A 26,124-nucleotide genomic window follows, 5' to 3' on the forward strand; every position below is an offset into this window, starting at 1 on the left:
CAATGAACTCAACCGAACTTTTCCGCCGTGTCGTGACGCTGGCCTGCGGCGCATCGATCGCGCTCGCATTCGCCGCCTGCACGACGACGACCCGCCAGGTCTCCGATAGCGCCCGGCCCATCACGCGCAACACGGCGCCGAGCACGATAAGCGAACTGCGTATCGCGGATACGGCGCTCGATTCCGGCAATCTCGAACTCGCGACGAGCCTCTTCGAGAAGGCCGTGCAGGCCGATCCGAAGTCCGTGGCGGGCCTGACCGGACTCGGCAACACGCTCTATGCGGTGGGCGATTTCACGCGCGCCGGTGTCTACTATCAGCGCGCGAGCCAGAGCGATCCGAACGCGACGGCACCCCTCATCGGCATCGCGCGCGTGGCGATCCATCAGCGCCGCTTTGATGATGCCATCGCGACGTACAAGCGCGTGCTGACCGTCTCGCCGAACGATCCTTTGGCCGCCGCGGGCCTCGGCGCCGCGCTCGATTTGCAAGGCGATCACGCGCTCGCGCAGTCGGTGCTGCGCCAGGCGCTCAAGACCAATCCTGGAGATCCGGTGCTGAGCGTGAACCTCGGCTTGTCGCTGATTCTCGCCGGCAATCCGCGCGAAGGCGCGAACGTGCTGCTCGACGTGACGCGCTATCCGGCGGCGCCGCCGCAGGCACGGCAGAATCTCGCGCTCGCGTACGGCCTGCTCGGTAATACGGAAGCGGCGGCGGAAATCCTCTCGCACGATCTGCCGAAGGCGTCGGTGCAGGACAACCTGCGCTACTACGAAATCCAGCGCACGCGCATGACGCAGCCTTCCGCGCAGGCGACGCCCGCCACGGTCGCAGCGATTCCCGTCGCAAGCGTGCGATGAAGATGAAGCCGCTCCTCGACCGGTGCCGCCAGGACTTCCTCCCGCGCATCGCACGCGACAGCCGGGGCATGTCGTCCATCGAATTCGCGCTCGTCGGGCCGGTCGTGATCTTCCTGACGCTCGGCACGGTGGAACTCGCGCTCGACATGATCGTCGATGCGTCGGTGCAGATCGCGGCGCAGGCGGCCTCGCGCGTCGGGCTGACGACCGTCGATCCCGCAAGCGGCACGCGTGCCGACCAGGCGAAGCGCATCGTGATGGCCATCGTGGGCCGCTGGCAGAACATCGGCGGCACGGTGAGTATCTCCACGCTCAACTATGGCACCTACAGCAACGTCGGCACGAGCAACTATCAGGCGAACATGGGCAATCTCGGCGATGTCGTGTCATACAACATCGCCGTGACCATTCCAGGTTTCTCGGGCATTCCAAAGCTTTTTGGCGTGAAGTCGATGACGTTCCAACGCAACTATCTCGTGCAAAACGAAAAATGAAAAGCACGTCCGAAAACACACCGCCTCGGCCGTTCATGCGTCGCTTCGTGCACCGCTTCTGGCGCTCCGAACGCGGCAGCGTGGCGATCGAATTCGTGATCGTCGTTCCCCTTATGCTGCTCGTGCTGCTCGGCTTCACGGAGCTGTATCTTTACATGCGCGCGGTGAGCATCGTGGAACGCACGGCGTTCACGCTCGCCGATTCGATCGGCCAGATGCAGCAGGTCATCGACGACACTTCGACCAGTAACTCGAACACCCTCGGCTCGATCTGGAAGGCGGCCACGCTGATCGCGGCGCCCAATACGCTGCAGGCGAAGGGCGGGGTCGTCGTGACCTCCGTGTGCGACCAGACGACCGGCTGCACGACGCCGCTCACGACGCCCGCCCAGTCGTGGGGAGCGGGCACGCCGCAGATCACGTGGCAGCGCAAGGCACCGTGGGCGGCTTCCGGCATGACCTCGCGCGTCACGTCCACTAACATCCTGCCGAAGACTTGGCCATTTCGCAGCGGCGACTCGGCGATCGTGGTTGAAGTGTTCTACACGTACACGCCGTTCGCGATGACCGCGCCGTTCTGGACAAAAGCCCCCGGCACGCAGACGATTTACACGCGCGTCTACGTGCGCCAGCGCGACGGCCAGCCGCTGTTGCTCAAGGCGGCGTCATGAGGAAAGCCGCAACGAAAACGCTCTTCAAAGGCGACGATGGCGCCGTCACGATGTTGTTCGCGGTGTGCGCGAGCCTGATGATCGGCTCGATGGCGACCACGATGGACATGATCCACTACGAAATGACGCAGGCGCGCATGCAGATGGCGCTCGACGTCGCGACGCTCTCGGCGGGTGCCGATCTCTCGCACTACGCCACGACGACCGGCACCGATCTCGCGAACTGGCAGAAGGACGCGCGCGCCTACTACGACGCCAACATGCCGAAGGGTTATCTCGACCTCGTGATGCCCGACAACAAGTTCGTCCCGACGGTCACCGGCTCGCCCGCGACGGGGCAGACGATCAAGCTGTCGGCGTCCGGTTCGATGCCGCTGATGGCGCCGTACATCTTCGGCAGCGACACGACGGGCGGCTCGGGCAACGGCACTGGCACGGGCGACATGCCGACGGTGGGCACCGTCACGGCGTCGAACGCGGCGCTGCGCCTGCCGAAGAGCACGCTCGAACTCGTCATGGTGCTCGACAACACCGGCTCGATGTCCGACTACGCGAGCAGCGACAAGACGCAGGGCACGAAGATCGCGGGGCTGCGCGCCGCGGCGTCGAACCTCGTGACGGCGCTCTTCAATCAATCGTCGAACGATTCTTACGTCGGCCTCGTGCCGTTCACGACGATGGTGAACGTCAGCAACTCGCTGAATTCGGGCGGAAGCTGGCTCACGCCGTCGTTCACTTACAATCCGCTGAACGTCTCGCTCGCGGACAATGCCAAGGTCACGCAATCGGGTTGGGACGGCTGCCCGGTCGAGCCGCGCGACGCGTCGGGCAACCTGTATCCGAAGGCCTACGCGCCGAAGAGCGTGCCGGGCTTCACGCCGTTCTACTACAACGTGCCGAGTACGGGCTTCAAGGTCACGACCTACGACAACAGTAGTAGTTGCAAGGTGGTCAGCACCACGACCAACATGGGCGGCCCGCTCACGCTGCAGAACAACGGCTCGCTGACGTACTGCGGCACGAAGAACGGCTCGACGATCGCAAGCGCCTGGGGCCAGCCGAGCACGAACAGCCCCGCGACCACGACGGTCTACCAGAACGGCAATACGAACACGACCGGGTCGAGTAACGGCCCCTGCGGCATCGAGCCCGCGACTTTCCTCACGCGCGATTCGAAAGCGCTCACGGCTTCCATCGGCCGGATGCAGGCGGCGGGCTCGACGATCATTCCGACCGGCTTGCTGTGGGGCTGGCGCATGCTGTCGTCGGACTGGTCGAACGCCGTGGCGGGCAGCGGCAACGGCTGGATCTCGACGGATTCCACGCTGCCGAGGCCGGAAACCACGCAGGCGCTGCAGCGCGTCGCGATCGTTCTGACCGATGGCCAGAACGATCCGGGCAGCGCGAGCGGCATCATGCCGATGCCGTCGTTCAACGGCTTGTCGGGCGTCGGCAACAACGTGCTCCAGGCACCGACGCTCACGCGCACGAACGGCACGTCGCTCGTGAACGGGTCGATGTCGTCGGTGACGGACATCAACGCGTTCCAGCTCGGTGTCTGCACGGCGATGAAGAACAGCGGCATCATCGTCTACGCGATCACGTTCGGCTCGGACGCGTCGAGCGGCGTCGCGCAGCAGGTGATGCAGTCCTGCGCGTCGCCGGGCAACTACTATCACGCGCCGACCAACGCCACGCTCGATCAGATCTTCCAGCAGATCGCGGGCAATCTCGGCATCCTGCGGCTCGTGCAATGAAGCCCAGTGCCCGCGATGAAAGTCGCGGGCACGTGTGTTGCTGTGCTGTTCGGTGCAAGTCAACCTGAACTCTTCAAGGAGAGTCGACATGCCCGAGAAGAAAACCGTGGAGCGCGCCCACGCCGCCAAGCGCGCAGGCAAATCGCCGAGCACGCAGGCCGGCGCCTTCGTCAAGGAACAGATCGACCATATTCGCGAAGGCAAGCATGGCGCGAAGTCGGCCAAGCAGGCGATCGCGATCGGCCTGTCGGAAGCGCGGCGCTCAGGCGTCGGCGTGAAGGCGCCGAAGAAAGGCACCACCTCCGAAGCCACGCGCAAGAAGGCCATGAAGGACACCGCCGCGGGCCAGCACAAGACGAAGAAGAGCGCGAGCACGGAGTCTAAGAGCAAACGCTCGACCGTCGCGACGCGCGTGCTAAAGCGCGAGGGCACGCAGGCGGCATCGCATACCGCGTTGTCGCGGCAGGCGCATGCAAGCGCATCGCGCCGTTCCGCTGCCGACCGTTCCGCCGCCGCGAAGAAGGGTTGGGCGACGCGCCGCAAGGCCGCTGCCGCGAAGGGCGCGAGCGGGTCAGGCCGACGGCACGCGTCCCGCTGAAGCCGGCAACATCCGCGCGAACGAGACCGCCATCGTCGCGAGCTCCTGCGCGGCGGGCGTGAGCGGTACGCCCGCGCGGCGCAGCAGGCAGACCGGCGTGCTCGCCACGTGCTCGACGATCGGCACCACGGCGACGTGCTCGCGGAAAAAAGCATGCTCCGCGAGCCGAGCGGGCTCGAGCGCGAGATAGTCGGAGTTCGCGACGCAGTGCATCGTGTCGAACACGGCTTCGGTCGTTGCGGCGATGCGCGGCGCGTCGAGCCCGGCGGTGTCGAAGAGCATCGAGAGGCGATTCGCCGTGGATACGACCCTGCGCGGCCGCGTGCTGACCCATCCTGCATCGCTCAACTCGGCGAGCGTGCGCGCGCCCGCGAGCGGGTGACCGCGCCGCGCGATCACCGCGACTTCTGAATCGAACAGACGCGTGGTTTCGAGATCGTGCACGTCCGCGTCCTGCGAGACGAGCGCCAGCGCGAAATCGAGGCTGCCGTCGCGCACCCACGACGTCAGCACGCGCGAGGTCGCGCTCGTCAGATGCACGTCGATGCGCGGGCAGCGCTCCCGAAAACTCGCAAGCAGCGCGGGAAAGAGCCGCATCGTTGCTTCGGCGGCGAGGCCGAGCGCCACCTGTCCCGTCGATTCGCCGCGCAACTGGCGCATCTCCTCTTCCGTCCGCAGACACTCGCCGAGAATCACGTCGGCGCGCACCCGCAGGCGTTCGCCGATCGCGGTGAGCCGTGCACCGCGATGTCCACGCTCGAAAAGCGGCCCGCCGACGCTCGCTTCGAGCTTGCGCAACTGCTGCGTCACGCCGCTCTGCGCGACATTCAAACTCCGCGCAGCGGCGCGCAGGCTGCCTGCTTCCGCCACCGCGATGAACATGCGCAACTGTGCAAGCGTCAATTCCACGTTGTTTCCACGATGGGCCGCCTTCGTCGAGTGATCTCGAAAAGTGATCATGATAAGCAAATCGGCCCTTTTTCGTGGCGTTTTGCAGCCTTAGTATCGGTTGGCGATTTCTCAAAAAACCAGCCGGCTCCTTCGATGACCAAACTCACCTCGCTTCTGATGACCTCGACGCTCGCCGCGGTTCTTGCCGCGTCCCCCGCTTTCGCCTTCGCCAAAGACGCCAACGCACTGCGCCTCGGGATCGATCCTGGATATCCGCCGATGGACGTGAAGACGCCGGACGGACACGTCGCGGGCTTCGACGTCGATCTCGGCGACGAAATCTGCCGCCGCATCGCGATGCATTGCGAGTGGGTCGAGCTGGAGTTCTCGGGAATGATCCCGGCGCTGCAGGCGCGCAAGATCGACGGGATCATGTCCTCGATGGCGATCACCGATAAGCGCATGAAGCAGATTGCGTTCTCCACGAAGCTGTTCCAGTTCAAGTCGCGGCTGATCGCGAAGAGTGGTGCGGCGCTGACCGCCAACGCGCAAGGGCTGCGCGGCAAGCGTATCGGCGTGCAGAGCGGCAGCCAGTTCGAAACGTATGCGCTCAAGAACTGGCAGCCGGGCGGCGTCGAAGTGGTCGCTTACCAGAGTCAGGAGGGCGTGTTCAACGACCTCGTCGCGGGACGCATCGACGCCGCGCTGCTCGGCTCGGTGGAAGCGGAGCACGGCTTTCTGAAGACATCGCGCGGGACGGGGTTTGCGTTCGTCGGCGAGCCGCTTTCGATGGGCGATCACGGTGTCGGCATGGGCTTGCGTCAGGACGACACCGCGCTGAAGGCGAAAGTCGATCGCGCCGTCGCCGACATGCGCACCGACGGCACGTACCAGAAGATCGCCCGCAAGTATTTCGACTTCGACGTCTACGGCGACTGACGCTCTCTATTCAAGGATCATCGATGCAAACGCAACGCAAGTCGCTCGTCTCGACCACGCTCGGTACCCAGCGCGAACTCGTCAGCTTTCACTTCGGCACGCCGGGCGAGGGCGAGAAGGTCTATGTACAGGCGTCGCTTCACGCCGACGAAACGCCCGCGATGCTGACCGCGTGGCAACTCAAGCAACGTCTGAAGCAACTCGAAGCCGATGGACGCTTGCGTGGTGAAGTGGTGCTCGTGCCGGTGGCGAATCCGGTCGGGCTTTCGCAGCACGTGCTCGGACAATTTCTCGGACGCTTCGAGGCAAACAGCGGCCACAACTTCAACCGCAGCTTTCCGATGCCGACCGCTGCGGCGCTGGTCACGCGCATCGGTTCGAAGTGGACGCGCGATGCACGCGAGAACACGCGGCTCTTGCGGCGCGCAGTGCGCGACATGCTGGCTGAAAGCACGGCGAAGAACGAGTTCGAATCGCTGCGCCTGACGCTTCTCACGCTCGCCGCCGATGCCGACGTCATCCTCGACTTGCATTGCTCGCTCGAAGCGACCATGCATCTCTACACGAGCCCGGCGAGCTGGCCCGAGGTCGAGCCGCTCGCGCGCTACATCGGTGCGAATGGCGTGCTGCTCGCGACCGACTCGGGCGGGCAATCGTTCGATGAGATTCACACGCTGCTGTGGAATGAAGTGCGCGCGCTGCTGGGGGAGATGCCGCTCGCGGCGCCGAACGTCGCGGTGACGATCGAGCATCGCGGACAGCGTGACGTGTCGTACGAGACGGCACGCGAGGATGCGGATGCGATCGTTGAGTTTCTCGTGCGGCGCGGGGTGATCGAAGGCCAGGCGCGCGAGCTGCCGCCGCTCTTGCATCCGGCGACACCGCTTGCCGGCAGCGAGCAGTTCGTCGCGCCGGTGAGCGGGGTGGTGGTTTATCGTGCGGCGGTCGGGGCGCGTTTGAAGGCGGGCGATCCCGTGTTCGATATCGTCGACCCGCTGACCGATGAAGTGACGACGCTATATGCCAAAAACGATGGGGTGTTCTACATGCGCCGGGCGATCCGGTTCGCGTATGCAGGCGCGCCGATGGGGCGCGTTTCAGGCGAGAAGGCGTTCAGGACCGGGGTTTTGATCGGGGCTTGAAAAGGCCCGATCACGATTCCGCGCTTTCGGTCGTGACGGGACGCCTGAGAAACTGCACGCCTTCGAGATGCAGCGTCAAGGCCATCGCCGCCGCAATCGATGTTTCCACGATCAGCGCCGTCGCGGCGGCGCCTTGCTCGCCGAACAGCTTCGCGAGCACCGCGAGCAAACCGAAATTCAGCACGGCCGATGCGATCAGCACGCGGCTGAACGCCGAGTTCATTCCGAGTGGGAGCATGGTCTGAACGCCGAACAGGTCGGACAGGCTCGACATCAGCGGAACGAACGCCATCCAGCGCAGCACGTCGACGGTTGGCTCGTATTGCGGGCCGTAGAGCAGCTTCACCGCGAGCGGCGCGCCGAAGAAAATGCATAGCGAGATCATCGACGCGATGCCGCCCTGCAAGACGAACATCTTGCGCAGAAAGACGAACGCTTCGTCGCGCGCGTGATGCATGAGAAAGCTCACGCGTGGATAAGCGGCGGTTCTCAACGGTTGCAACATGCCGAGCGCGGCGCGGATGAGTTTGTCGCCCGCGGCGAAATAGCCGCCCGCCACGTTGCCCGCCATGAGCGTCAGCAGCACGATATTGCTCGACGCATAGATCTCGACGAGCGACGTCGCGATGAACACGCTCCATCCTTCCCTCAGCCGCGCCAGCGCGGCCTTGACCGACACCGGCACGAAGTCGATCTCGCGGCGGAAATAGAGAAACGTGCAGATCGCGATGCCCGACAACAGCGGAACCAGCGTGTTGACCAGCATCGCGATGTAGACATCGTCGCGATGACGCACGAACAGATACATCGCGGGCACGCTGAGCGCACGGCCCGCGAACACGAAAATGCTGATCGGCGCGAGATCCTCCACGCCCTGGAAGTACCATGTTGGAATGAGCATCGCGCCGACGGCCATGCCGAAGCCGGTCAGCAGCAAGTCACGGTTCTCGGCGAGCTGCGGCACGGTGAACGTCAGCGCCAGCAGAACAAGAAAGCTGCTGACGACGAGCAACGCCTGCGCCGACATCGTTTCCCAGAAGACGCGCGAACGCGTCGCGCGGTCGTCCCGATTGATCGATATTTTCGGCGTGGCCGTGAGCGAGAAGCTGAAATTCGTCAGCGTGATGAAGTAAGCGGTGAACGCCAGCGCGAATGACAGACGTCCGTACTCGTTCGGACCGAGCACGCGCGCGAGCCACGGCAGAGTCAGAAGCGGTGCCAGGTAAGTGGACACCTGCAACGTCATCAGAATCGTGAAGTTCCTCTTGAATGAAGCCATTAAACGGTTTTGTCCTCGGCATCGGATGATGCCGTTATATGAAGTATCGACTATGCGCCCAGCTTCAGCTTTTCCCACTTGAGGTCGGAAAAACAGGGTCCTTGCGTGGCTTCGCTGAACTTGACGTCGTTGTGTTCCGCGTTCCACTCCATCAGCATGACTTGCTCATCGGCATCGACGGTCACATCCCACCCTACGCAGCGCGCGTACGGCACCTTTGCATGCAACTCGATCACCTTGCGCACGCACTGCTCGTATGCCGGCAGCGTCACGCCTTCGAATCGCGTCCTGGAATCGGGATGGGCGTCGACGCCCATCCAGTCGCTCGAATATCCCTCGCGATTTAGCCGTCCGCTTGCAAGATCCGCGGGGACGCAGATTTCGCTGTCTGGGCGGATGAAGGAATCGGTGGTCCGGCCGAGTCGGAGGAAGCAGGCGCGCAGCGAGATATCGCCGGCATTGTCGACGACGGTCGTGAGACGGATCGTGGCGACCGCCTTCGACGCAAACTGGCGAAACGACTCGTGCTGGACGATGAATCGTTGCAACACGCCGTTGCCGAGCTGTTTGATACGCGCCACGTCGAAGTTCGCGCGGTTCATGAGGAAGACGCCCCGGCCTTGCATCGATTGGTCGAGCTTGAAGACGACCGTATCCGTACTGGCGAACGCCAACTCCGCAACCTTTGCATCGGGGATCGCCACGTGATCGACGGAGAAGAACATGCCGTTCACGTAGTAGCCGATGTCCGGAAATACGTCGTCGTGAAAAAGCAGTCGGGAGAGCGGCTTAAGGTGGGATATTTTGCCGTACATGCCTTTCAATTTCGGCACGACGATCCAGCCGTAATAGTTGTCCGGAATCCAGCCTTCCTTGAAGGTCCGGTTGAAGGCGGTGTACGCGTGAAGCCAGGGTGCGTAGCAAGTGTCGCCGAAGACATCGCGGGCGTAGGCGTCCGCTAGCCGCATTTGAGCAGGATCGGTCTTTCCGTGCCTTTCCTCGATGGCGCGGAGGATCTTGCCCGCCTCCACGTGATGCTTCCAGTCGAATCTTCGACGTGAGAGGTTCTCCCACGAATGCTTGACGAGGCGCTTGACTTGCACAGCGTTGTCACCTCTAAAGAAGGTTGTTGTCTGATGAAACATACTTTGGCCCGAGCGCTTGATCGTGCCTTCATCGAGGTCGATGCGGTGTCACGACATGCCGTGATCGCGGCGTGGCTCCGCGAGCATGCGAAGCAGGGCGCATCGCATATTTCGCGCGATCGGAAGCTGACAACGCGTCGTTGCTTCAGGTCGGACCAGGGGAGCCGTGCGGAGATGTTCAAGCGGCGATGGTTTAGCGCAGGCGCACTGTCGTATCGAACATCAGCGCATGCGAGTGTTTAACACACTTCTTCGCTCCAGTCTGTGCGCCGGCGATGATAAGAAAACCGCTATGGCATGTGCTGCTGCAGAAAGCGTTCAAGCAAACGTTAGCTGGGTGGCCTCGGACGTTCCAACTAGACGGAATTGTGATTCAGCCTTACGTCTCTAATTGACGAAGGTCGTCATAACATCGCGGTAATCGCCCAGAAAGCGCACAGAAAGAAAGGGGCGTGGTGATTTCATGCATGGTGAAAGCGCTTGACGCGGCTCCGTTCGTTTCTGCGAAGAGCGTGCCAATGACGAGCGTGATGGACCAGGCAGAGGTGTGCATCGTCGGTGAGCGCTCTAACGCGGCGCGTCATCAGGCTGTTCACCGTCCTCGTTTGCCAATGCATCGACCCGTTCAAATATGGCACCGCGTGGTGCTGAAGGATCGGCGATCGGCGCAAAGGCCAGCTTTCTGGCTTCCTTCGACCCGATGCCAAAGGCGCGCATGAGCGCGAACATCGATTGTTCGGAGTAGTCGGCGGGCGCGTCGCCAGACAGCAAGGTTTCGATGCCGTACATGATCGAGCCAAGCGCGATATCGCGCGCGACAACCACATCCGCAACGTCGAATCGACCGGCATCGGCAGCCATCTGCAGATCGCGCGTGAGGTACTCGTCGAGCAGGCGGCCTCGCGATCCCCGTTTTGTGCCCACCCGCGTGATGAACGCGCCCCACAGCGGATACCGTGCCGCCATCCCCATATAAAGCCGCGAACCGACCACCACGCGCTGCGCCGGATCATCGATCGCACGCACGAGCGGATCGATGACCGCGAGCACTTCATCGCTGCTTTCGCCCGCTACCGCAGATAGCAGTTCCGCAGTCGTGCGGAAGTAGTTGTAGAACGTTCCGCGTGCTACGCCCGCCGCTGCGATGAAATCATCGATGGTCGGGGCGTCCGCTCCCTTCTCCGCAAAAACCCCCAGCGCGCTTTCGATCAGACGAATGCGGGTCTTTTCCCGTCGCAACGCCCCCACGCGAGTTCGATGATTTTCACTCGATTCTGTCGCTTCCATTGGCTATCCCGTTGATCTGGCTTGATTTTAGCAGCGCAAGCGCCCTGCGGGTTTGTCCTATGCGAATTCATATTGACGAGATTGTCATTTTGCATAGAATTGGAACTGACAAATTCGTCAACACGAGATTCAGCAATCCCCGAGTCGTCTTTCGCTCGGGGTCACAGGAGGCAGATATGCGGTTCGTCAGTTTCGAAAAGAATGGCAAGGCAACCCTCGGCGTGCGGGAAGGAGACTATGTGCGCGTCATCGGCGACGAGTCGCTGGAATCGCTCCTCGCTCGCGGCGTAAGTCTTGGTGAGTACGCGAAAACAAACGCGACGGAAGACAAAGTGCCTGCCGACGGCCTGAAGTTCCTTCCGCCGCTGCAAAAGCCGCCGAAGATCGTTTGCGTGGGCCTGAACTACGCCGACCACACGAAGGAGAGCAAGTACGAACAGCCCGACTACCCGACCCTGTTCCTGCGCGTCAACACGAGTCTCATCGCGCACGAGCAGCCGATGATTCGTCCGAGTGTGACCGATTCCGAAGGCCTCGATTACGAAGGCGAGGTCGCTGTCGTATTGGGCAAGGGCGGCCGCCATATTTCGAAGGGAGACGCGCTCTCGCACGTAGCGGGCTATGCGCTCTTCAACGATGGCTCGGTGCGCGAGTATCAGTTCAAGACGCCGCAGTGGACCGTCGGCAAGAACTTCGACGGCACGGGCGCATTCGGTCCCGATCTCGTGACCGCTGACGAATTGCCGGCAGGCGCGAAAGGCCTGCTGCTGGAAACGCGCGTGAACGGTGAAGTGGTTCAATCGGCCAGCACCGACGACATGGTCTTCGACGTCGCGACGCTCATCAGCGTAATCAGCGAAGCCATCACGCTCGAACCGGGCGACGTGATCGTGACCGGCACGCCGTCAGGCATCGGCTGGGCGCGCACGCCGCGTCTTTTGATGAAAGCGGGAGACGTCTGCGAAGTGTCGGTCGAGAAGATCGGCACCCTGCGCAATGTCATCGCTGACGAAGCCGCACGCTAATTTCTAATCCGCGAAGCCGGACGCAGAGCCGGCGCTTTTCGAACATGGAGACACGGTCATGAGCGACCCTTCCGTAGCATCCGCATGCGCGAGTGTTCACTCGATCGATCACTTTGCGCTGAACGTTCCCTCGCTTGCCGATGCCGAGCGCTTTTTCAGCGCGTTCGGTCTCGACGTAGCAGCGACGGACAAAGAACTTGAAATGCGCGCAACCGATGGACATCGTTGGGCGCGCGTCTTCTCTGCGTCGAGCAAGTCGCTGGCGTACTTGAGTTTTAACTGCTTCGAAGAGGATTTCGCAGCGATCCGCGAACAGGTCAAGGTGGCCGGCGCGGAACTGGCTGCATCACCCAATGAAGGCTTCTGGTTCCACGATCCGGACGGCAACCTGATCCAGGTGAAGATCGGCCCTAAGACGACGCCATTCCATAAGGAACCATGCGTCGTCGCATCGAGCAACGCGGACGAGCGCGGTGCGCACATGCGCTCGCAAGCAACGACCGTGCGTCCGAGACGTCTTTCGCATGTGTTGCTCTTCTCGCCTGACGTGCTTGGCGCGCTCGATTTCTATGGCAAGGCGCTCGGCCTGCGTTTGTCGGACAAGTCGCTCGACATCATCGCGTTTACACATGCGCCGCATGGCAGCGACCATCATCTGGTTGCGTTCGCCAAGAGCAGCGCGCGCGGCTGGCACCACGCGGCGTGGGACGTCGATAACGTGAATCTCGTCGGTCAAGGCGCGTCGCAGATGGCCGCGGCCGGTTTCACGAAGGGCTGGGGTACAGGCAGGCACGTGCTGGGCTCGAACTACTTCCACTACGTCCAGGACCCATGGGGCTCGTTCTGCGAGTACTCCGCCGACATCGATTTCGTGTCTGCAGGCCAGGCCTGGCCTGCTGGCGCCTTCGCGCCGGAAGACTCGCTCTATTTGTGGGGCCCGCCGGTCCCCGACGACTTCATCCATAACACCGAAGCCGGCGTCGTTTCAGAAGACTGATCGCTTCACACCCTTTGCATCGATTCGATGGCTGCCGGTTCATCCGGCGCCAGGGCACAACTCGTTCTTTTTTCCGCAGGTGATCCGAAATGACAGATCAAACCATCCTCGACGTCGCGATTGTTGGATACGGACCGGTCGGGCAGTCTCTTTCAATTCTGCTTGGAGAACGCGGCTATAACGTCGCGGTCTTCGATCGCTGGCCTTCGCTGTATCCGCTTCCGCGTGCGGTATTTCACGACCACGAGATTCGCCGCGTATTTCATGCGATGGATATTGGAGAAGACGTCGAGCGCATCTCGCAACCTTCGTCCAAGTATCAGTGGTTCAACGCGGACTGGAAGACGCTCGTCGAAATCGACTGGTCGGCGGAATCGATCAGCGATGGCCCCGTGGGCTACCTTTTCAATCAGCCGTCGCTCGAAGCACTGCTGGACAAGAAGGCAAAGTCGCTTCCGAACGTCTCCGTGCAACAAGGCTGGGAAGCAACCGAACTGCGCCAGCTCTCCGATTGCTGCGAAGTGACCCTGCGTCGCGGCGTGATGAATGGCGCGAGTTGGGACCCGACCGGCCAGACGCAGACGGTGCGCGCACGCTACATCGTCGGGGCCGACGGCGCGAACAGTTTCGTGCGCAAGTCGCAGAAGATCGAGTTCGATGATCTTGGCTTCCAGGAAGACTGGCTCGTTATCGACCTGAAGCCGAACGACGGCGTGAAGCTCGACGTGCCCGACATCGGCCAGTGGTGCAATCCGGCGCGGCCGACGACGATGGTGCCGGGCGGCCCAGGCTTCCGTCGCTGGGAGTTCATGCGTTTGCCGCACGAATCGATCGAAGACCTGCAAAAGCCGGAGAAGGTGTGGGAACTGCTTTCGCCTTGGGTCACGCCAGAGAACGCGACGCTCGTGCGCTATGCCGTCTACAAGTTCCGCTCGCTGATCGCTCGAAACTGGCATAGCGGGCGCGTGGTGCTCGCGGGTGACGCTGCCCATCAAATGCCGCCGTTCATGGGGCAGGGCATGTGCTCCGGCGTCCGGGACGCATGGAATCTCGCCTGGCGTTTCGACCTGATCCTCAGGGGAATTTCATCGGATCGTGTGCTTGAGGACTACACGCCTGAGCGTCGTCCGCAAGTACGGGCGGTGATCGATGCATCCATCGCGATGGGCCAGGTCGTCTGCATCTCGGACAAGGACGAAGCGGCCCGGCGCGACGAAGCATATCTCGCTGGCAACGTGCCTCCGCTGCCGCCGTTCCCAGGTCTGACCGATGGCCTGATCTGCAACGACCCTGCATTCGCCTGCGAGAGCGTGGCCGGACTGCTGAGCGTTCACGGCCAGGTAAGCAACCTCGGCGAAGCATCGCGCTACGACGACGCAGTGCCCAACGGCTTTCACGTCATCGCGCTCGATGCACACCCGAACCGTTATCTCGACGCGCAAGGCAAGGCGGCGCTTGCCGCCATCGGCGGGCGCTCGATCGGCATCACCACCGACGCGGACAAGGCCGTGAAGGACCGCGTGCTGCTCGACGTCAGCGGCAAGTACAAGCAATTCTTCGATGAGCACGGCGTCAAAGCCATCGTCGTGCGGCCCGACTTTTACATCTTCGGTGGCGCGAAGACACTCGAACAATTGCCGGCGTTGTTGAGCGCTCTCGTGTCGCGGCTTTCGATCGACGAGAACGCAGAAGCGACTGTCGTCTGACTTCAAACAAGGGGAAGAGAACATGAGGAAGACACTATGCGCGCTGGCCATCGCAAGCGCGCTAACCCCGCACGCCCACGCACAAAGCAGCGTGACGCTGTTCGGCATTCTCGACGTCGGCGTGAGCTACGTGAGCAACGAAAGCGGGCACCATAACTTCAAGGCCGACGACTCGATCTGGACGCCCAGCATCTGGGGCATTCGTGGTGTCGAAGATCTGGGCGGAGGCTACAAGACCCTCTTTGAGCTTGCGTCGCAGTTCTCGGTGAACAGCGGCGCGGGAATCCCGGGACCCAGCGCCGACTTCAACCGGCAGGCTTTCGTCGGTCTGTCGAAGGACGACGTCGGGCGCATAACGTTCGGCCAGCAATACAACCTGATGGCTGATTTCCTCTTCTTCCCGCCCGCGAGACTGGATGGAGCGTTCACCTACGGCGGCCTTTACAACATGCGCCAGGGGCCTTTTGCCGCGCTCGGCATTCCCCAGAATCCGACCGGCTCGTTCGACTTCGACCAGACCGGCGGAACGTCACGTGTGTCGAACTCGGTCAAGATCGTATCGGCGACCTTCGCGGGTTTAAGGCTTGGCGCGCTCTATGGCTTCGGCAATACGCCCGGGTCGTTTTCCGCCAACAACACGATCGGCTTCGGCGTGAACTATGCGATCGGCGGCTTCGGTATCGCGGCTGCTTACAACGAAACCAAGTACGCGGCGTTGAACGACGGCCACGACGGAATTCGCAACTTCGGAGGCGGGCTCAGTCAGACCATCGGCGACGTGTATCTGAACGCACTCTATACCAACACGCGCAATACGCTGACGGGCGGTGTAGTCCAGGCGGTTCAGGTCGGAGGGCTATACACCTTCATGCCGGACATTCGGTTCGGCGCGAACTATCAGTACATGAAGGGCAACGCGCAACTGAGCCATAACAGGGCGCAGCAAGTCACGAGCGTGGCCCAGTATCTCCTCTCCAAGCGCACGACGTTGTACGCCGAAGCGGTCTACCAGTGGACGGGTGGCGACGTCGAAGGCGGACACAACGCCTGGATCAACGGTGCGGGTCAATCGAGCACCACGCATCAGGTCATCGGCCGCCTCGGCCTGCAGACTTCGTTCTGACACGTATTGCGTTCATGAAGCGTGCGCGAATTCCTCGTGCCGCCGCCGCTCAACGATTTGGAGATTGCAACATGGAATACAACCCCGGTTCAAGGTGGATACCGCCTATGAGTGGAAAGCCGTGGCCTTGCTGTCCCTTGGCTTCGGACTGGTCGGCATCGACCGGTTCATGATCATGCCGCTCTTTCCCGTCATGATGACGGATCTGCACCTGGACTATCAGGACCTCGGGCATATCACCGGCGCGCTCGCCGTCGCATGGGGGATCTCGGCGATGTTCATGGGCAACCTGTCCGATCGCATAGGCCACCGCAAGGTCATCATTCCGGCGATCATCGTGTTTTCGTTGCTAGCGGGTTTGAGTGGTCTGGCAACAGGCGTCGGCTCGCTGATCCTGATACGCGCCGTGATGGGCTTTGCCGAGGGAGCGTACACGCCTGCGAGCATTATCGCGACCCTCGATGCATCGAGGCCGACGCGTCACGGTCGAAACATCGGCATTCAGCAGATGGCGCTGCCGCTCTTTGGTTTGGGCATCGCGCCGATCCTCGTCACGCAATTGCTCAAAGTGCTGCCGTGGCACTGGATATTCGCGGTGGTATCGATTCCTGGTTTGCTGGTTGCTTACCTGATGTTGAAGGTGTTGCGCAATACTCAAGCTACGTCCGCTGCACAGCACACGGCGACGCACGATGCCACCACCCACAAGTGGACCGATGTCTTTCGCTATCGGAACATACCGTTGAACATCGTCGGCATGTTGTGCTGGCTGACGTGCCTCGTCGTACTGAGCGCGCTCTTCCCAAGCTACCTGATCGACTACCTCCACCTGAGCATGCAGCAGATGGGCTACGTGCTTTCGGCGATCGGTTTCGGCGGCACGCTTGGCACCCTCGTGATGCCGGCTCTTTCCGATAGACTCGGCAGAAAGCCGGTCATGATCTTCTCGGTAGCCGGCGCGGCCGTGTTCCTGTTCCTTCTCATGCGAACCGGTGCGAACCCGTCGATGCTTTTCACGTACCTTACGCTCACGCTTTTTTTCGTATTCAGCATGATCACGCTGACAGTGGGACCGTTGAGTGCGGAATCGGTGCCGGCGAAGCTGATGTCGACGGCTTCAGGACTGGTGGTCGGCATCGGCGAAGTTTTCGGAGGCGGACTTGCCCCGGCGATAGCGGGTTACATCGCGAAGCATTTCGGCATTCAGTACATCATGCATCTCGGGTTGGCGGCGCTCGCTATCGGGTTTGTCGTAGCGCTCAGTCTGAAGGAGACGGCGCCGTCGAGGAGGAGCGTGCAGGCACCAGCCGTCGCATTGGACTGATCGCGTGATGCGTTCATGCTTGCCTCAGCGGTCCAATCGTTACGAAGAATCAGAGTTCCGGGACTGGAAGGTTCCCAGCTGCATTGCAAGGCGCCGTGCACATTCCAGTCCGAACGCGGTGGGTGCGACGCCGCGATCGTGCTGCACGTCGAAACCCATTCGCCATGCTGCAATTCTCTTGCCGTAACACGTGAGAGCGTCGAGCGATTGCATCACGAAGACGATCGCCGGTAGTGTCTGGGCATACAGTGCTTCGGCTCTTTGCTCGCGCCCGTCAGCGAACGCCTGTTGTATCGCGACCTGCCAGTCGAATGTGTCCGGCGCAACGATCAGTCCGGCGCATCCGGCTCGCAGGTTGTCGACTAATTCCTGTCCACCCCTGCCATTGAAGACTGGTAACGTATGACCGAGCGCGTGCAGTTGGTCGATGGTGCGTTCAATGGTGGTCGCAGGTCCCTCGCCTTTGAGCAGGCGAAAATTGGGACATCGACTTGCAAGCGCCACGATGGATTCCGCCGACAGACCGACGCCGAGATATTCCGGCGCGTTCTGGATGCCGACCGGAGCGCGTGTGCGCTGCATCACCGCAGCGAAGAAGTCGAAGTAGAACGAGTCCGGCTTGTCGCGCATCGACGGCGGCTGAAGAATCAGCCACGAAGCGCCACGCTCGACAGCGTAATCAGCGAGAGCAACTTGCGCATCCACGGTGTCGCCCGTGATCGTGACGACGAGCGGTACGCGTGCTGCAAGGTCTTCGCTGGCCCAGTCGATCAGTTGATGTTTCTCATCGAGCGTGAGCCGATGTACTTCTGTCGCGAGGCCCAGTATGACGATGCTTCGCGCGCCAGCCGCGATCGTCGTATCGATCTGCGTGCGGAGTGCCTGGCGATCCAATTGGTTATGGGCGTCGAAATATGCATAAAGCACGGGCCAGATTCCGCTCGGGGAAGAGTCGGTGTCGGCTGCCATCGTTATCATCTGCCGTCCAGTTTGGTTCAGTGGGAGTCGCGCGGCACCGGTGCGCCGCTCGATCCGACCAGAAAGTCGAGATCCGCGCCTTGGTCCGCTTGCAGGACGTGTTCGACGTAGAGCTTGTAATAACCGCGGGTGGGCGGCGTTGGCGGCTGCCAGGCTGCGCGGCGACGCGCGAGTTCATCGTCGGTGACTTCCAGATGCAGACGGCGTGCGTCGACGTCGAGTTCGATCATGTCGCCGGTCTGCACGAACGCGAGCGGTCCGCCCGCCGCCGCTTCCGGCGAGACGTGCAGCACGACCGCGCCGTATGCCGTGCCGCTCATGCGGCCATCTGAAATGCGGACCATGTCGGTGATGCCCTTTTGCAGCACCTTTTTCGGCAGCGGCATGTTGCCGACTTCCGCAAAGCCCGGATAACCCTTCGGCCCCGCGCCCTTCAGCACCATCACGCAATTTTCGTCGATATCGAGCGTTTCGTCATCGACCTTCTCGTGCAGTTCCTCGATCGTCTCGAATACGACTGCGCGTCCGCGATGCTTCAGGAGGCTCGCCGTCGCCGCCGACGGCTTGATCACCGCGCCGTTCGGCGCGAGATTGCCTCTTAACACGGCAATGCCCGCCTTCGGCTTGAACGGCGCTTCGAACGTCGTGATGACCTTTTCGTCGTAGTTCGGCGCATTGCTGACGTTGTCCCAGATCGTCTTGCCGTTGACCGTCAGCGCGTCTTTATGCAGCAGCCCCTGGTCGCCCATCAGCTTCAACACGGCCGGCAAACCGCCCGCGTAGTAAAAATCCTCCATCAGAAACTCACCTGAAGGTTGCAAATTCACCAGACACGGCACGTTCGACCCGAGCTCGAAATCTTCCAGCGAGAGTTGGACGCCGATGCGCCTGGCCAGCGCGATCAGATGGACCACCGCGTTGGTCGATCCGCCGATCGCCGCGTTCGTGCGGATCGCGTTCTCGAAGGCCTCGCGCGTTAGGATCTTGTCCATCGTGAGGTCTTCGCGAACCATGTCGACGATGCGCCGCCCCGCCATGTGCGCGAGCACCTGGCGCCGTGCATCGACCGCCGGAATCGCCGCGTTGTGCGGCAGACCCATGCCGAGCGATTCGACCATCGACGCCATCGTCGAAGCCGTGCCCATCGTCATGCAGTGTCCGCGTGAGCGGTTCATGCACGATTCGGCCTCGGTGAATTCCTCATGCGTCATTGTCCCGGCGCGCACTTCCTCCGACATCTGCCACACGCCCGTGCCCGAGCCGATTGTCTTGCCACGAAAGCGGCCATTGAGCATCGGGCCACCGGACACGGCCAGCGCTGGCAGATTGCACGACGCGGCGCCCATCAAAAGCGCGGGCGTCGTCTTGTCGCAACCGACGAGCAGGATCACACCGTCCATCGGATTGCCGCGAATCGATTCCTCGACGTCCATCGAAGCCAGATTGCGGAACAGCATCGCGGTCGGCCGCAGATTCGACTCGCCAAGCGACATCACCGGAAACTCGAGCGGCAAGCCGCCCGCCTCGCGCACGCCGCGCTTCACATACTCGGCGAGTTCTCGAAAATGTGCGTTGCACGGCGTCAATTCCGACCACGTATTACAGATGCCGATCACCGGCCGGCCGTCGAAATTGTCGTGCGGAATGCCCTGGTTCTTCATCCACGAACGGTGGATGAAACTGTCCTTGTCGTTCCCGCCGAACCAGCTTTGCGAGCGAAGCTTGCGCATGTCGTCTCCCTCTGTGTCTGTCGATTGCCTTTGATGATGCTGCATTAAGCGGCTAGAGATTCATTGGCGCAATGGGTTGTCCACCCGAGCCCACGCACATTGCGAATCAGTGATTGACCAAACTTCTTCCGAATCGAATGGATCAATACATCAAGTGAATTGCTTTCTACTTCGCGTCCCCAGCCGTATATCCGGTCTTCTAGTTGCCGGCGCGACAGAATCGCACCGGGTCTTTCAAGAAAACAGTGCATCAAGGCAAATTCGCGGGCAGAAAGGGCCGATGCAACACCATTGCAATATAGCGTGCGTTTCTGGAGATCGAGGCCAAGTGATTCGTCCCCGATCCGCGATGTTGCGCAACCAGCCCTGCGCCGCAACACTGCTCGCAAGCGAGCCAGAAGCTCTGGAACATCGACGGATTTGAGCATGCAATCGTCGGCGCCCACATCAAGGCTGCGCACACGCATGTCCGGATCATCGCGCGCGGTCAGGCTCAGCACAGGCACGGGGTTGCCCGCGGCACGCAGCGCCATGAGCATGTTCATCCCGCCGACGGCCGATGGCCCGAGATCCAGCAGCACGGCTGCATAGCAGGTGGATACGATGTTCACGTTATCTGTCTTGCCGTGCCGTATCCAGTCGACGGTGTAGTGCGCTTCCTTCAGCGCGCGAAAGAGATTTCGACCAATCTGCAAATCGCCTTCAACCATTAAAACTCGCATCTTTTCCTCAGTACATAGTCCAAGACATTGACTCGGATTTGTTCCGGACGAATGTCTGGGTGTGGTGACTTCCCCCGTTCGATTTGAATGACGTTTTAGGTTATCTGTCGCCCATCCAGGAAAGACGATTTCCCGTCGACATCGAGATAATATGAGCTATGCTCATGTTTTGAAACTCGCGTTTCCAGAGTCCTCATTCAATTGAAATAATCATGGAAAATCAACAGGATAGACGGCGCAGGCCGCAGCAGGAGCGTGCTCAGCACAAGGTCGAACTCATGTTAGAGGCGGCTATCCAGTTGCTGGAGACGGGCAGCATCGAGACGCTCACGACGAACGCCGTGGCGGCAAAGGCGGGTGTCAGCATTGGCACGCTGTATCAGTACTTCGGCAGCAAGTCCGCGCTGCTCGACGCGCTGGTAACGCGCGAGTTGGGCGCGATGTCGGACAAGATTATGGGTTCGCTGCACACATCGACGCGGGCTTCGGCGGGAGACCGGATACGCACCACCTTGAGTGCGGTCACGGCCGCATACGGCGGACGCAATCGCGTCCATCGGCTGCTGATCGAACATGCGTCGACGAACAGATCGGGCGGACGACTATCACCGTTGTACGCGCAACTGATTGATCTTTGGACCCGGGAAGGTGTGGCGTCCCCGGGCGGGACCGCACGCAAGCTCACGGCTGCTGAAGCCTTCGTGTTGACGTATGCGATGGCAGGCGTGCTGCGCACGATGGCAGCCAGCGAAGACGCGCCGCCGGCGCAAGAAGTAGAGGATGCGCTCGTGCGGCTCGTTGTCGGCTTTCTGAGAAAAGAGGGTCCTGGGTGAGCGGTACCGTTCGATGCGGGCGATGGCGTGGCGGTGCGCAGCCGTCGATGATGACGGCTGCGCACTCAGTCATTCCACGCGATGCGGCCGCGCGAGTCTGATCACCTCGCGTGGACGCGCCCAGTCCGCGTGCTCCGGCAATTCCCACGCCGCGCGAAGCAGACGAAGAAATCCGGCTTCTCCCGCAGAGACATGCCTGTCTGCGTGGATGGCTTCCTTGCATAGCCAGATCACGTCACGCCGCATTTGCCAGTCCTGCACATCGGCGGCGAGTTGCACGACGATAGCCGGATCGAGCCTGCACGCGTCGCCCCAATCCAGATAAGCGGACCAGGTCAGGTCTTCGCACAGACTCTGTACGACGACAAGAAACTGATGCGGGCGCAACGACAATCGTCGTTCGATGTCGTGGCGAACGAGTGCTTCGATCTCGTCCGCTCCGAGGTATCCGTCCGATAGCAGGCAGGCCGCGACGATGCGTGCTGCGGCTTCAGGACTGTCGCATTGATAGTGGCGCATATCGATTCTCCTTGTCTGTAGATGGGTCACCGTTCGTTGTCGCGTGGCGTGACGTATGAATGCAGGCTGAACGGATAGCCGCCGCTGTCGAGATGACGAATGCGGCGTTCGAGGTCCACGAGATCGGTCGACGAGGCCAGATAGTCATCGCGTTCCTCGTAGTGTGAAGGGGGGAACAACGGTCCCAGCATGTCGGACAGTGCGGCAAACATGATGCGCTCCTTGAGTGGCGCGACGCATGTCGGGCCGGCGGTCCGCATCGTCGCTTCAGTCCGATGCATGTCAACGCGTTGGTCGCGTCTGACTGGCGGTTCGAACCTGAACCTGTGCATCGACGTACGAATCGTAGGTCGCGTGAATTAGCAGGGAATGAGGCTTCGCGAAGGCCCTCCCGGAGCCGCTGACCGCAGAGCGTGACCGGCTGTCGTGGGGCCGGGTAAGAAATCCCTGTTTCCAGCCGGACATTGATTCACTCTGCGATTAGCGATACTCTTAAATCGTTCGTGATCGTCGAATGCTGGGCAACCCGGAGGCACCGTTTCGTGAAGCGAGCTTGGGCTTTCTCCTGCATCCTCGTGTTGAGCGCGATCCTCATTGGATGCAACAAGGACGGATCGAAAAATGCCGCGCCGGAATCGGGCGCATCCGCGAGTCAGGCAGCGTCTCAGCCCGAACCGGCCGCGAGCGGCGCACCGGCCGCATCGGGCGCGCAGGCGGGGAGTGCGCCAGCCGTTGTCACCAAGGCGCAGTTGCCGGGAGAAGCATCCGAAACGCTGCGTCTGATCAAAGCGGGGGGGCCTTTCCCTTTTAGCGAGGACGGTGTCGTGTTCCGCAACAGCGCGGGTTTGCTGCCGCAGCATCCGCGTGGCTATTACCGCGCGTACACGGTTCGCACGCCCGGCGCGGCGGATCGCGGGCTGCGCCGCATCGTGTGCGGTGGATCGCGCAAGAAAATCAGCGACTGCTATTACACCGAGGATTACTACGTCAGTTTCAAACGCATTACAGAATGACTTGAGCCAATCGAGAGCCGGTGATCGTCGCCTTGGCGTTTCGGAACTGTGTGGACAGTCGCCGCGTTTTTTTCGCAATAGCAAAGCGCCGCGTGCTTGAAACACGCGGCGCTTTGCTATTGGACCTGCTCGATACGTCGAACGCGTTGGCGGGCTCGCGTGTCAGAGCAAACTTCTTGCTGCACTCGCATCACGCGACACTTCATAGGGGATTTCACCGCCTCTAAGGGCAAGTCCTAATCCGCATATAACCTGCCATTACCCGGACGCTGCGCGCCTCCCTAAACTGAGTTGCGAAAGGAGGGACGCCGCCATGTCGAAACTGATTCACACGATGATCCGCGTGCGCGATCTGGACAAGTCGCTGCGCTTCTATCAGGACGCGCTGCAACTACGCGTAGCGCACCGGCTGGACTTTCCGGACTTCACGCTCGCCTATCTGCGCAACGACGAAACGCATGCGGAACTCGAACTGACCTGGAACAAGGGCCGCGCGGAGCCCTACACGCACGGCGACGGTTACGGCCACGTCGCCGTGAGCGTGCCGGATGCTAAAGCGGAGCGCGAGCGTCTTGTCGGACTGGGCCTTACGCCGCTCGACCTCAAGGAGTTCAAGGGCGACGACGGCCAGTTGATCGCACGTTTCTTCTTCATTCTCGACCCCGACGGATACAAGATCGAAGTGCTCGAACGTCACGGGCATTACGAGTAGTCAGGCATCGAAGCGCACATAAATAAGCTGTTGCGGCACCCCACAAGGAGACAGACATGCGAGACACGATCATTCCGATCGTCGCGCCGAAGCACGCGCACGATCCCGCACCCCATCATGCCGACGAAGCCGCGCCGCCGCGCATCGCGCTCACGCGGCGCGAATTCCTGCGCGGTTCCGGCGTGCTCGTCGGCACGCTGGCGTTCGGTTCCGTCTTCGCGACGCTCGCGCCCAGCCGCACCTGGGCACTGGAAATGCAGGGCTTCGACACGCATCAGGGTGAAGTGCTGCTCGCCTTCACGCGCCAGGTCTTTCCTCATGCGACGCTCGACAACGCCGTCTATGCACTCGCCGTCAAGGATCTCGATACGAAGGCCAAGGCCAATCCCGCAGTGCATCAACAACTCGCCGACGGCGTGAGCAAGCTCGATGCAGCCGCAGGCTCCGACTGGAGCAAGCGCGCGCCCGACGCGCAGGCGAAAGACGTCGCCGCGCTCGCCGGCACGCCGTTCTTCGAAACCGTGCGCAGCACCGCCGTGGTCTCGCTCTACAGCAACGCGATGGCGTATGCGCACTTCGGCTACGGCGCATCGCAGGGTGACGGCGGCTATCTCTATCAGGGCTTCAACAATCTCTCGTGGCTGCCCGATCCGCCCGCCATCGACAGTGGCCCGATTCCGAAAGACAACTAGAAACAAAGGCCATCGGACGGATATCGGAGACAGACATGTACGCAGAGAACAAGGTGCAGTTCAAGCATGGCGACGATCATGTCGTCGTCGTCATCGGTTCGGGCGCGGGCGGCGGGACGCTGGCGAACGAACTGGCGCAGAAGGGAATCGACGTGGTCGTGCTCGAAGCCGGCGCGATGCATACGCAGGGCGATTTTTCGACGGAGGAGTGGAACGCGTTCCAGCAACTGTCGTGGCTCGACAAGCGCACGACGTCGGGGTCATGGCGCGTGGCCAAGGACTTTCCCAATCTGCCCGCGTGGATCTGCAAGACCGTGGGCGGCACGACGGTGCACTGGGCGGGCGCGAGCCTGCGCATTCAACCGTACGAATTCAAGGCGAAGACGAATTACGGCGACATCCCCGACGCGAACCTGCTCGACTGGCCGATTACGCGCGCGGACCTCGACCCGTACTACGACCGCGCTGAAAAGAAGTTGGGCGTGACGCGCACCAACGGCCTGCCGGGCCTGCCGGGCAATAACAACTTCCGGGTCATGTTCGCGGGCGCGATGAAGGTCGGCTACAAGGAATGCAACACCGGGCACATGGCGATCAACAGCACCGTGCGCGATGACCGCACGCATTGCTTCCAGCGCGGCTTCTGTTTTCAGGGCTGCCGCATGGGCGCGAAATGGTCGACGCTCTACACCGAGATTCCGCATGCGCAGATGACCGGTCATATGGAATTGCGTCCGCAATCGCATGTCGTGAAGATCGAGCACGATGCGCGCGGCAAGGTCACGGGCGTCGTCTACTACGATGCGAAGGGCACCATTCAGCGACAGAAGGCGCGCCTCGTCGCGGTGGCGGGCAATTCGATCGAGACGCCGCGTCTGCTGCTCAATTCGCAATCGAGCAAGTTCCCTGACGGGCTGGCCAACGGGTCGGGGCAAGTAGGCCGCAACTACATGCGTCACACCACGGGCTCCGTCTACGGCGTGTTCAATGAACGCGTCGAGATGTTCAAGGGCACGACGATGGCGGGCATCATCGAGGACGAGGCGAAGTTCGATCCGAAGCGCGGCTTCGCGGGCGGCTATCACATGGAGACGGTCTCGCTCGGCCTGCCGTTCTATGCCGCATTCCTCGATCCGGGCGCATGGGGACCGGGCTTCACAGCGAAGCTGGATCAGTATCCTTACACGGCGGGCATGTGGATCGTCGGTGAGGACATGCCGCGCGCGAGCAACCGCGTCACGCTCAACAGCGACGTGAAGGACCAGTACGGCATGCCGGTGCCCAACGTCCATTTCGACGATCATCCGAACGACGAAGCCATGCGCTCGCACGCCTTCAAACAGGGCAGTGCGGTGTACGACGCGGCGGGCGCGAAGGCGACGTATATCGTGCCGCCGTATCCGTCCACGCACAACCTCGGCACCGCGCGCATGAGCGCGAAGGCCGGCGACGGCGTGTGCAATGCGCACGGGCAGACGCACGAGGTGTCGAACCTGTTCATATCCGACGGCAGCCAGTTCACCACCGGCGCGGCGGAGAATCCGACGCTCACCATCGTCACGCTGGCGATCCGGCAGGCGGATTACATCGCCAGGCAGATGAACGCGCGGCGAGTCTGAACAGGGTTTCGCGCAATTGTGCGGCGACGCGGGCCGAAGTAGCGTTTTCAGTTGACCGCGGCGTCCGG

Annotated in this window: 26 protein-coding genes and 1 pseudogene; 17 read left to right on the plus strand and 10 right to left on the minus strand. The window is 61.8% G+C overall.

Features of this window, described 5'->3' with window-relative positions; genetic code table 11:
* Nucleotides 1–2 precede the first annotated feature (2 nt).
* From AWB65_RS14945 to AWB65_RS14965, 5 genes are all read left to right on the plus strand, one after another.
* A complete protein-coding gene (locus tag AWB65_RS14945; RefSeq protein WP_087667895.1) occupies nt 3–860 on the plus strand; it encodes a tetratricopeptide repeat protein in 858 nt (285 codons plus the stop codon).
* Nucleotides 857–1,354 carry a TadE/TadG family type IV pilus assembly protein gene (locus tag AWB65_RS14950; protein ID WP_235007623.1) on the plus strand — a complete coding sequence of 166 codons (498 nt, stop codon included), beginning with the start codon at nt 857–859 and terminating at the stop codon, nt 1,352–1,354. Before AWB65_RS14945 ends, AWB65_RS14950 begins: the two co-directional genes overlap by 4 nt.
* Entirely contained in the window at nt 1,351–2,025 is a 675-nt protein-coding gene (locus AWB65_RS14955; RefSeq protein WP_235007624.1) for a TadE/TadG family type IV pilus assembly protein, read from the plus strand. The genes AWB65_RS14950 and AWB65_RS14955 overlap by 4 nt, the downstream gene beginning before the upstream one ends.
* Nucleotides 2,022–3,782 carry a TadE/TadG family type IV pilus assembly protein gene (locus AWB65_RS14960; RefSeq protein WP_235007625.1) on the plus strand — a complete coding sequence of 587 codons (1,761 nt, stop codon included), beginning with the start codon at nt 2,022–2,024 and terminating at the stop codon, nt 3,780–3,782. Before AWB65_RS14955 ends, AWB65_RS14960 begins: the two co-directional genes overlap by 4 nt.
* 88 nt (nt 3,783–3,870) lie before the next feature.
* Nucleotides 3,871–4,380, plus strand: coding sequence for a DUF6496 domain-containing protein (locus AWB65_RS14965; protein WP_087667896.1), 510 nt, complete (start codon nt 3,871–3,873; stop codon nt 4,378–4,380).
* On the opposite strand, the gene AWB65_RS14970 is transcribed toward AWB65_RS14965, so the two are convergent.
* Entirely contained in the window at nt 4,354–5,289 is a 936-nt protein-coding gene (locus tag AWB65_RS14970; RefSeq protein WP_087667932.1) for a LysR substrate-binding domain-containing protein, read from the minus strand. The two genes, AWB65_RS14965 and AWB65_RS14970, sit on opposite strands and share 27 nt — an antisense overlap.
* 135 nt (nt 5,290–5,424) lie before the next feature.
* Between AWB65_RS14970 and AWB65_RS14975 the strand changes: the two genes are divergently transcribed.
* A complete protein-coding gene (locus AWB65_RS14975; protein WP_087667897.1) occupies nt 5,425–6,210 on the plus strand; it encodes a transporter substrate-binding domain-containing protein in 786 nt (261 codons plus the stop codon).
* Between the two features lie 23 nt (nt 6,211–6,233).
* A complete protein-coding gene (locus AWB65_RS14980; protein WP_087667898.1) occupies nt 6,234–7,352 on the plus strand; it encodes a succinylglutamate desuccinylase/aspartoacylase family protein in 1,119 nt (372 codons plus the stop codon).
* Between the two features lie 10 nt (nt 7,353–7,362).
* Here the strand turns inward: AWB65_RS14980 and AWB65_RS14985 are convergent, their stop codons facing one another.
* From AWB65_RS14985 to AWB65_RS36930, 4 genes and pseudogenes are all read right to left on the minus strand, one after another.
* Nucleotides 7,363–8,631 (minus strand): flippase, encoded by a 1,269-nt coding sequence (locus AWB65_RS14985; RefSeq protein ID WP_087667899.1) that lies wholly within the window; start codon nt 8,629–8,631, stop codon nt 7,363–7,365.
* A gap of 50 nt (nt 8,632–8,681) precedes the next feature.
* Nucleotides 8,682–9,734, minus strand: a complete 1,053-nt coding sequence (locus tag AWB65_RS14990) for a sugar-transfer associated ATP-grasp domain-containing protein (protein ID WP_235007626.1) — start codon at nt 9,732–9,734, stop codon at nt 8,682–8,684.
* Nucleotides 9,735–10,343: 609 nt separating this feature from the next.
* A complete protein-coding gene (locus tag AWB65_RS14995) occupies nt 10,344–10,826 on the minus strand; it encodes a hypothetical protein (RefSeq protein ID WP_235007630.1) in 483 nt (160 codons plus the stop codon).
* A 33-nt stretch (nt 10,827–10,859) separates the two neighbouring features.
* A pseudogene (locus AWB65_RS36930) lies at nt 10,860–11,063 on the minus strand (TetR family transcriptional regulator); the annotation flags it as partial.
* Between the two features lie 176 nt (nt 11,064–11,239).
* Between AWB65_RS36930 and AWB65_RS15000 the strand changes: the two are divergent.
* The 5 genes from AWB65_RS15000 (at nt 11,240) to AWB65_RS15020 (ending at nt 17,238) form a co-directional block, all read left to right on the plus strand.
* A complete protein-coding gene (locus tag AWB65_RS15000) occupies nt 11,240–12,088 on the plus strand; it encodes a fumarylacetoacetate hydrolase family protein (protein WP_087667902.1) in 849 nt (282 codons plus the stop codon).
* 58 nt (nt 12,089–12,146) lie between these two features.
* A complete protein-coding gene (locus AWB65_RS15005) occupies nt 12,147–13,085 on the plus strand; it encodes a VOC family protein (protein ID WP_087667903.1) in 939 nt (312 codons plus the stop codon).
* An 89-nt stretch (nt 13,086–13,174) separates the two neighbouring features.
* On the plus strand, nt 13,175–14,791 hold the full coding sequence (mhpA, locus tag AWB65_RS15010) for a bifunctional 3-(3-hydroxy-phenyl)propionate/3-hydroxycinnamic acid hydroxylase MhpA (protein ID WP_087667904.1): 1,617 nt from the start codon (nt 13,175–13,177) through the stop codon (nt 14,789–14,791).
* Between the two features lie 22 nt (nt 14,792–14,813).
* Nucleotides 14,814–15,914, plus strand: coding sequence for a porin (locus AWB65_RS15015; protein WP_087667905.1), 1,101 nt, complete (start codon nt 14,814–14,816; stop codon nt 15,912–15,914).
* Nucleotides 15,915–16,035: 121 nt separating this feature from the next.
* Complete coding sequence (locus AWB65_RS15020; protein ID WP_235007627.1) at nt 16,036–17,238, plus strand: MFS transporter; 1,203 nt, start codon at nt 16,036–16,038, stop codon at nt 17,236–17,238.
* Nucleotides 17,239–17,277: 39 nt separating this feature from the next.
* Here the strand turns inward: AWB65_RS15020 and AWB65_RS15025 are convergent, their stop codons facing one another.
* Genes AWB65_RS15025 through AWB65_RS15035 form a run of 3 tightly spaced genes read right to left on the minus strand, consistent with a single transcriptional unit; the run spans nt 17,278 to nt 20,668 of the window.
* Nucleotides 17,278–18,207 (minus strand): dihydrodipicolinate synthase family protein, encoded by a 930-nt coding sequence (locus AWB65_RS15025; protein WP_200821724.1) that lies wholly within the window; start codon nt 18,205–18,207, stop codon nt 17,278–17,280.
* Between the two features lie 26 nt (nt 18,208–18,233).
* The gene (locus AWB65_RS15030) at nt 18,234–19,946 is read right to left on the minus strand and encodes an IlvD/Edd family dehydratase (RefSeq protein ID WP_087667906.1); all 1,713 of its coding nucleotides are present in this window, start codon (nt 19,944–19,946) and stop codon (nt 18,234–18,236) included.
* A gap of 44 nt (nt 19,947–19,990) precedes the next feature.
* Entirely contained in the window at nt 19,991–20,668 is a 678-nt protein-coding gene (locus AWB65_RS15035) for a response regulator transcription factor (RefSeq protein ID WP_087667907.1), read from the minus strand.
* A gap of 212 nt (nt 20,669–20,880) precedes the next feature.
* Between AWB65_RS15035 and AWB65_RS15040 the strand changes: the two genes are divergently transcribed.
* A complete protein-coding gene (locus AWB65_RS15040) occupies nt 20,881–21,501 on the plus strand; it encodes a TetR/AcrR family transcriptional regulator (RefSeq protein WP_087667908.1) in 621 nt (206 codons plus the stop codon).
* A 69-nt stretch (nt 21,502–21,570) separates the two neighbouring features.
* Here AWB65_RS15040 and AWB65_RS15045 read toward each other — a convergent pair whose 3' ends face one another.
* Nucleotides 21,571–22,020, minus strand: a complete 450-nt coding sequence (locus AWB65_RS15045; protein WP_087667909.1) for a tellurite resistance TerB family protein — start codon at nt 22,018–22,020, stop codon at nt 21,571–21,573.
* Nucleotides 22,021–22,046: 26 nt separating this feature from the next.
* On the minus strand, nt 22,047–22,232 hold the full coding sequence (locus tag AWB65_RS15050) for a DUF3563 family protein (RefSeq protein ID WP_087667935.1): 186 nt from the start codon (nt 22,230–22,232) through the stop codon (nt 22,047–22,049).
* A 330-nt stretch (nt 22,233–22,562) separates the two neighbouring features.
* On the opposite strand from AWB65_RS15050, the gene AWB65_RS15055 reads away from it, so the two are divergent.
* From AWB65_RS15055 to AWB65_RS15070, 4 genes are all read left to right on the plus strand, one after another.
* Nucleotides 22,563–23,033: a ribonuclease gene (locus AWB65_RS15055; RefSeq protein WP_087667910.1), complete on the plus strand. Its 471-nt coding sequence runs from the start codon at nt 22,563–22,565 to the stop codon at nt 23,031–23,033.
* Between the two features lie 313 nt (nt 23,034–23,346).
* On the plus strand, nt 23,347–23,745 hold the full coding sequence (locus AWB65_RS15060; protein ID WP_087667911.1) for a VOC family protein: 399 nt from the start codon (nt 23,347–23,349) through the stop codon (nt 23,743–23,745).
* Between the two features lie 56 nt (nt 23,746–23,801).
* Nucleotides 23,802–24,437: a twin-arginine translocation signal domain-containing protein gene (locus tag AWB65_RS15065; protein WP_087667912.1), complete on the plus strand. Its 636-nt coding sequence runs from the start codon at nt 23,802–23,804 to the stop codon at nt 24,435–24,437.
* 35 nt (nt 24,438–24,472) lie between these two features.
* Complete coding sequence (locus tag AWB65_RS15070; RefSeq protein WP_087667913.1) at nt 24,473–26,056, plus strand: GMC family oxidoreductase; 1,584 nt, start codon at nt 24,473–24,475, stop codon at nt 26,054–26,056.
* Nucleotides 26,057–26,124: the final 68 nt, after the last annotated feature.

Origin of the sequence: Caballeronia humi (genome assembly GCF_001544475.1) — a bacterium.
Taxonomy (GTDB): domain Bacteria; phylum Pseudomonadota; class Gammaproteobacteria; order Burkholderiales; family Burkholderiaceae; genus Caballeronia; species Caballeronia humi.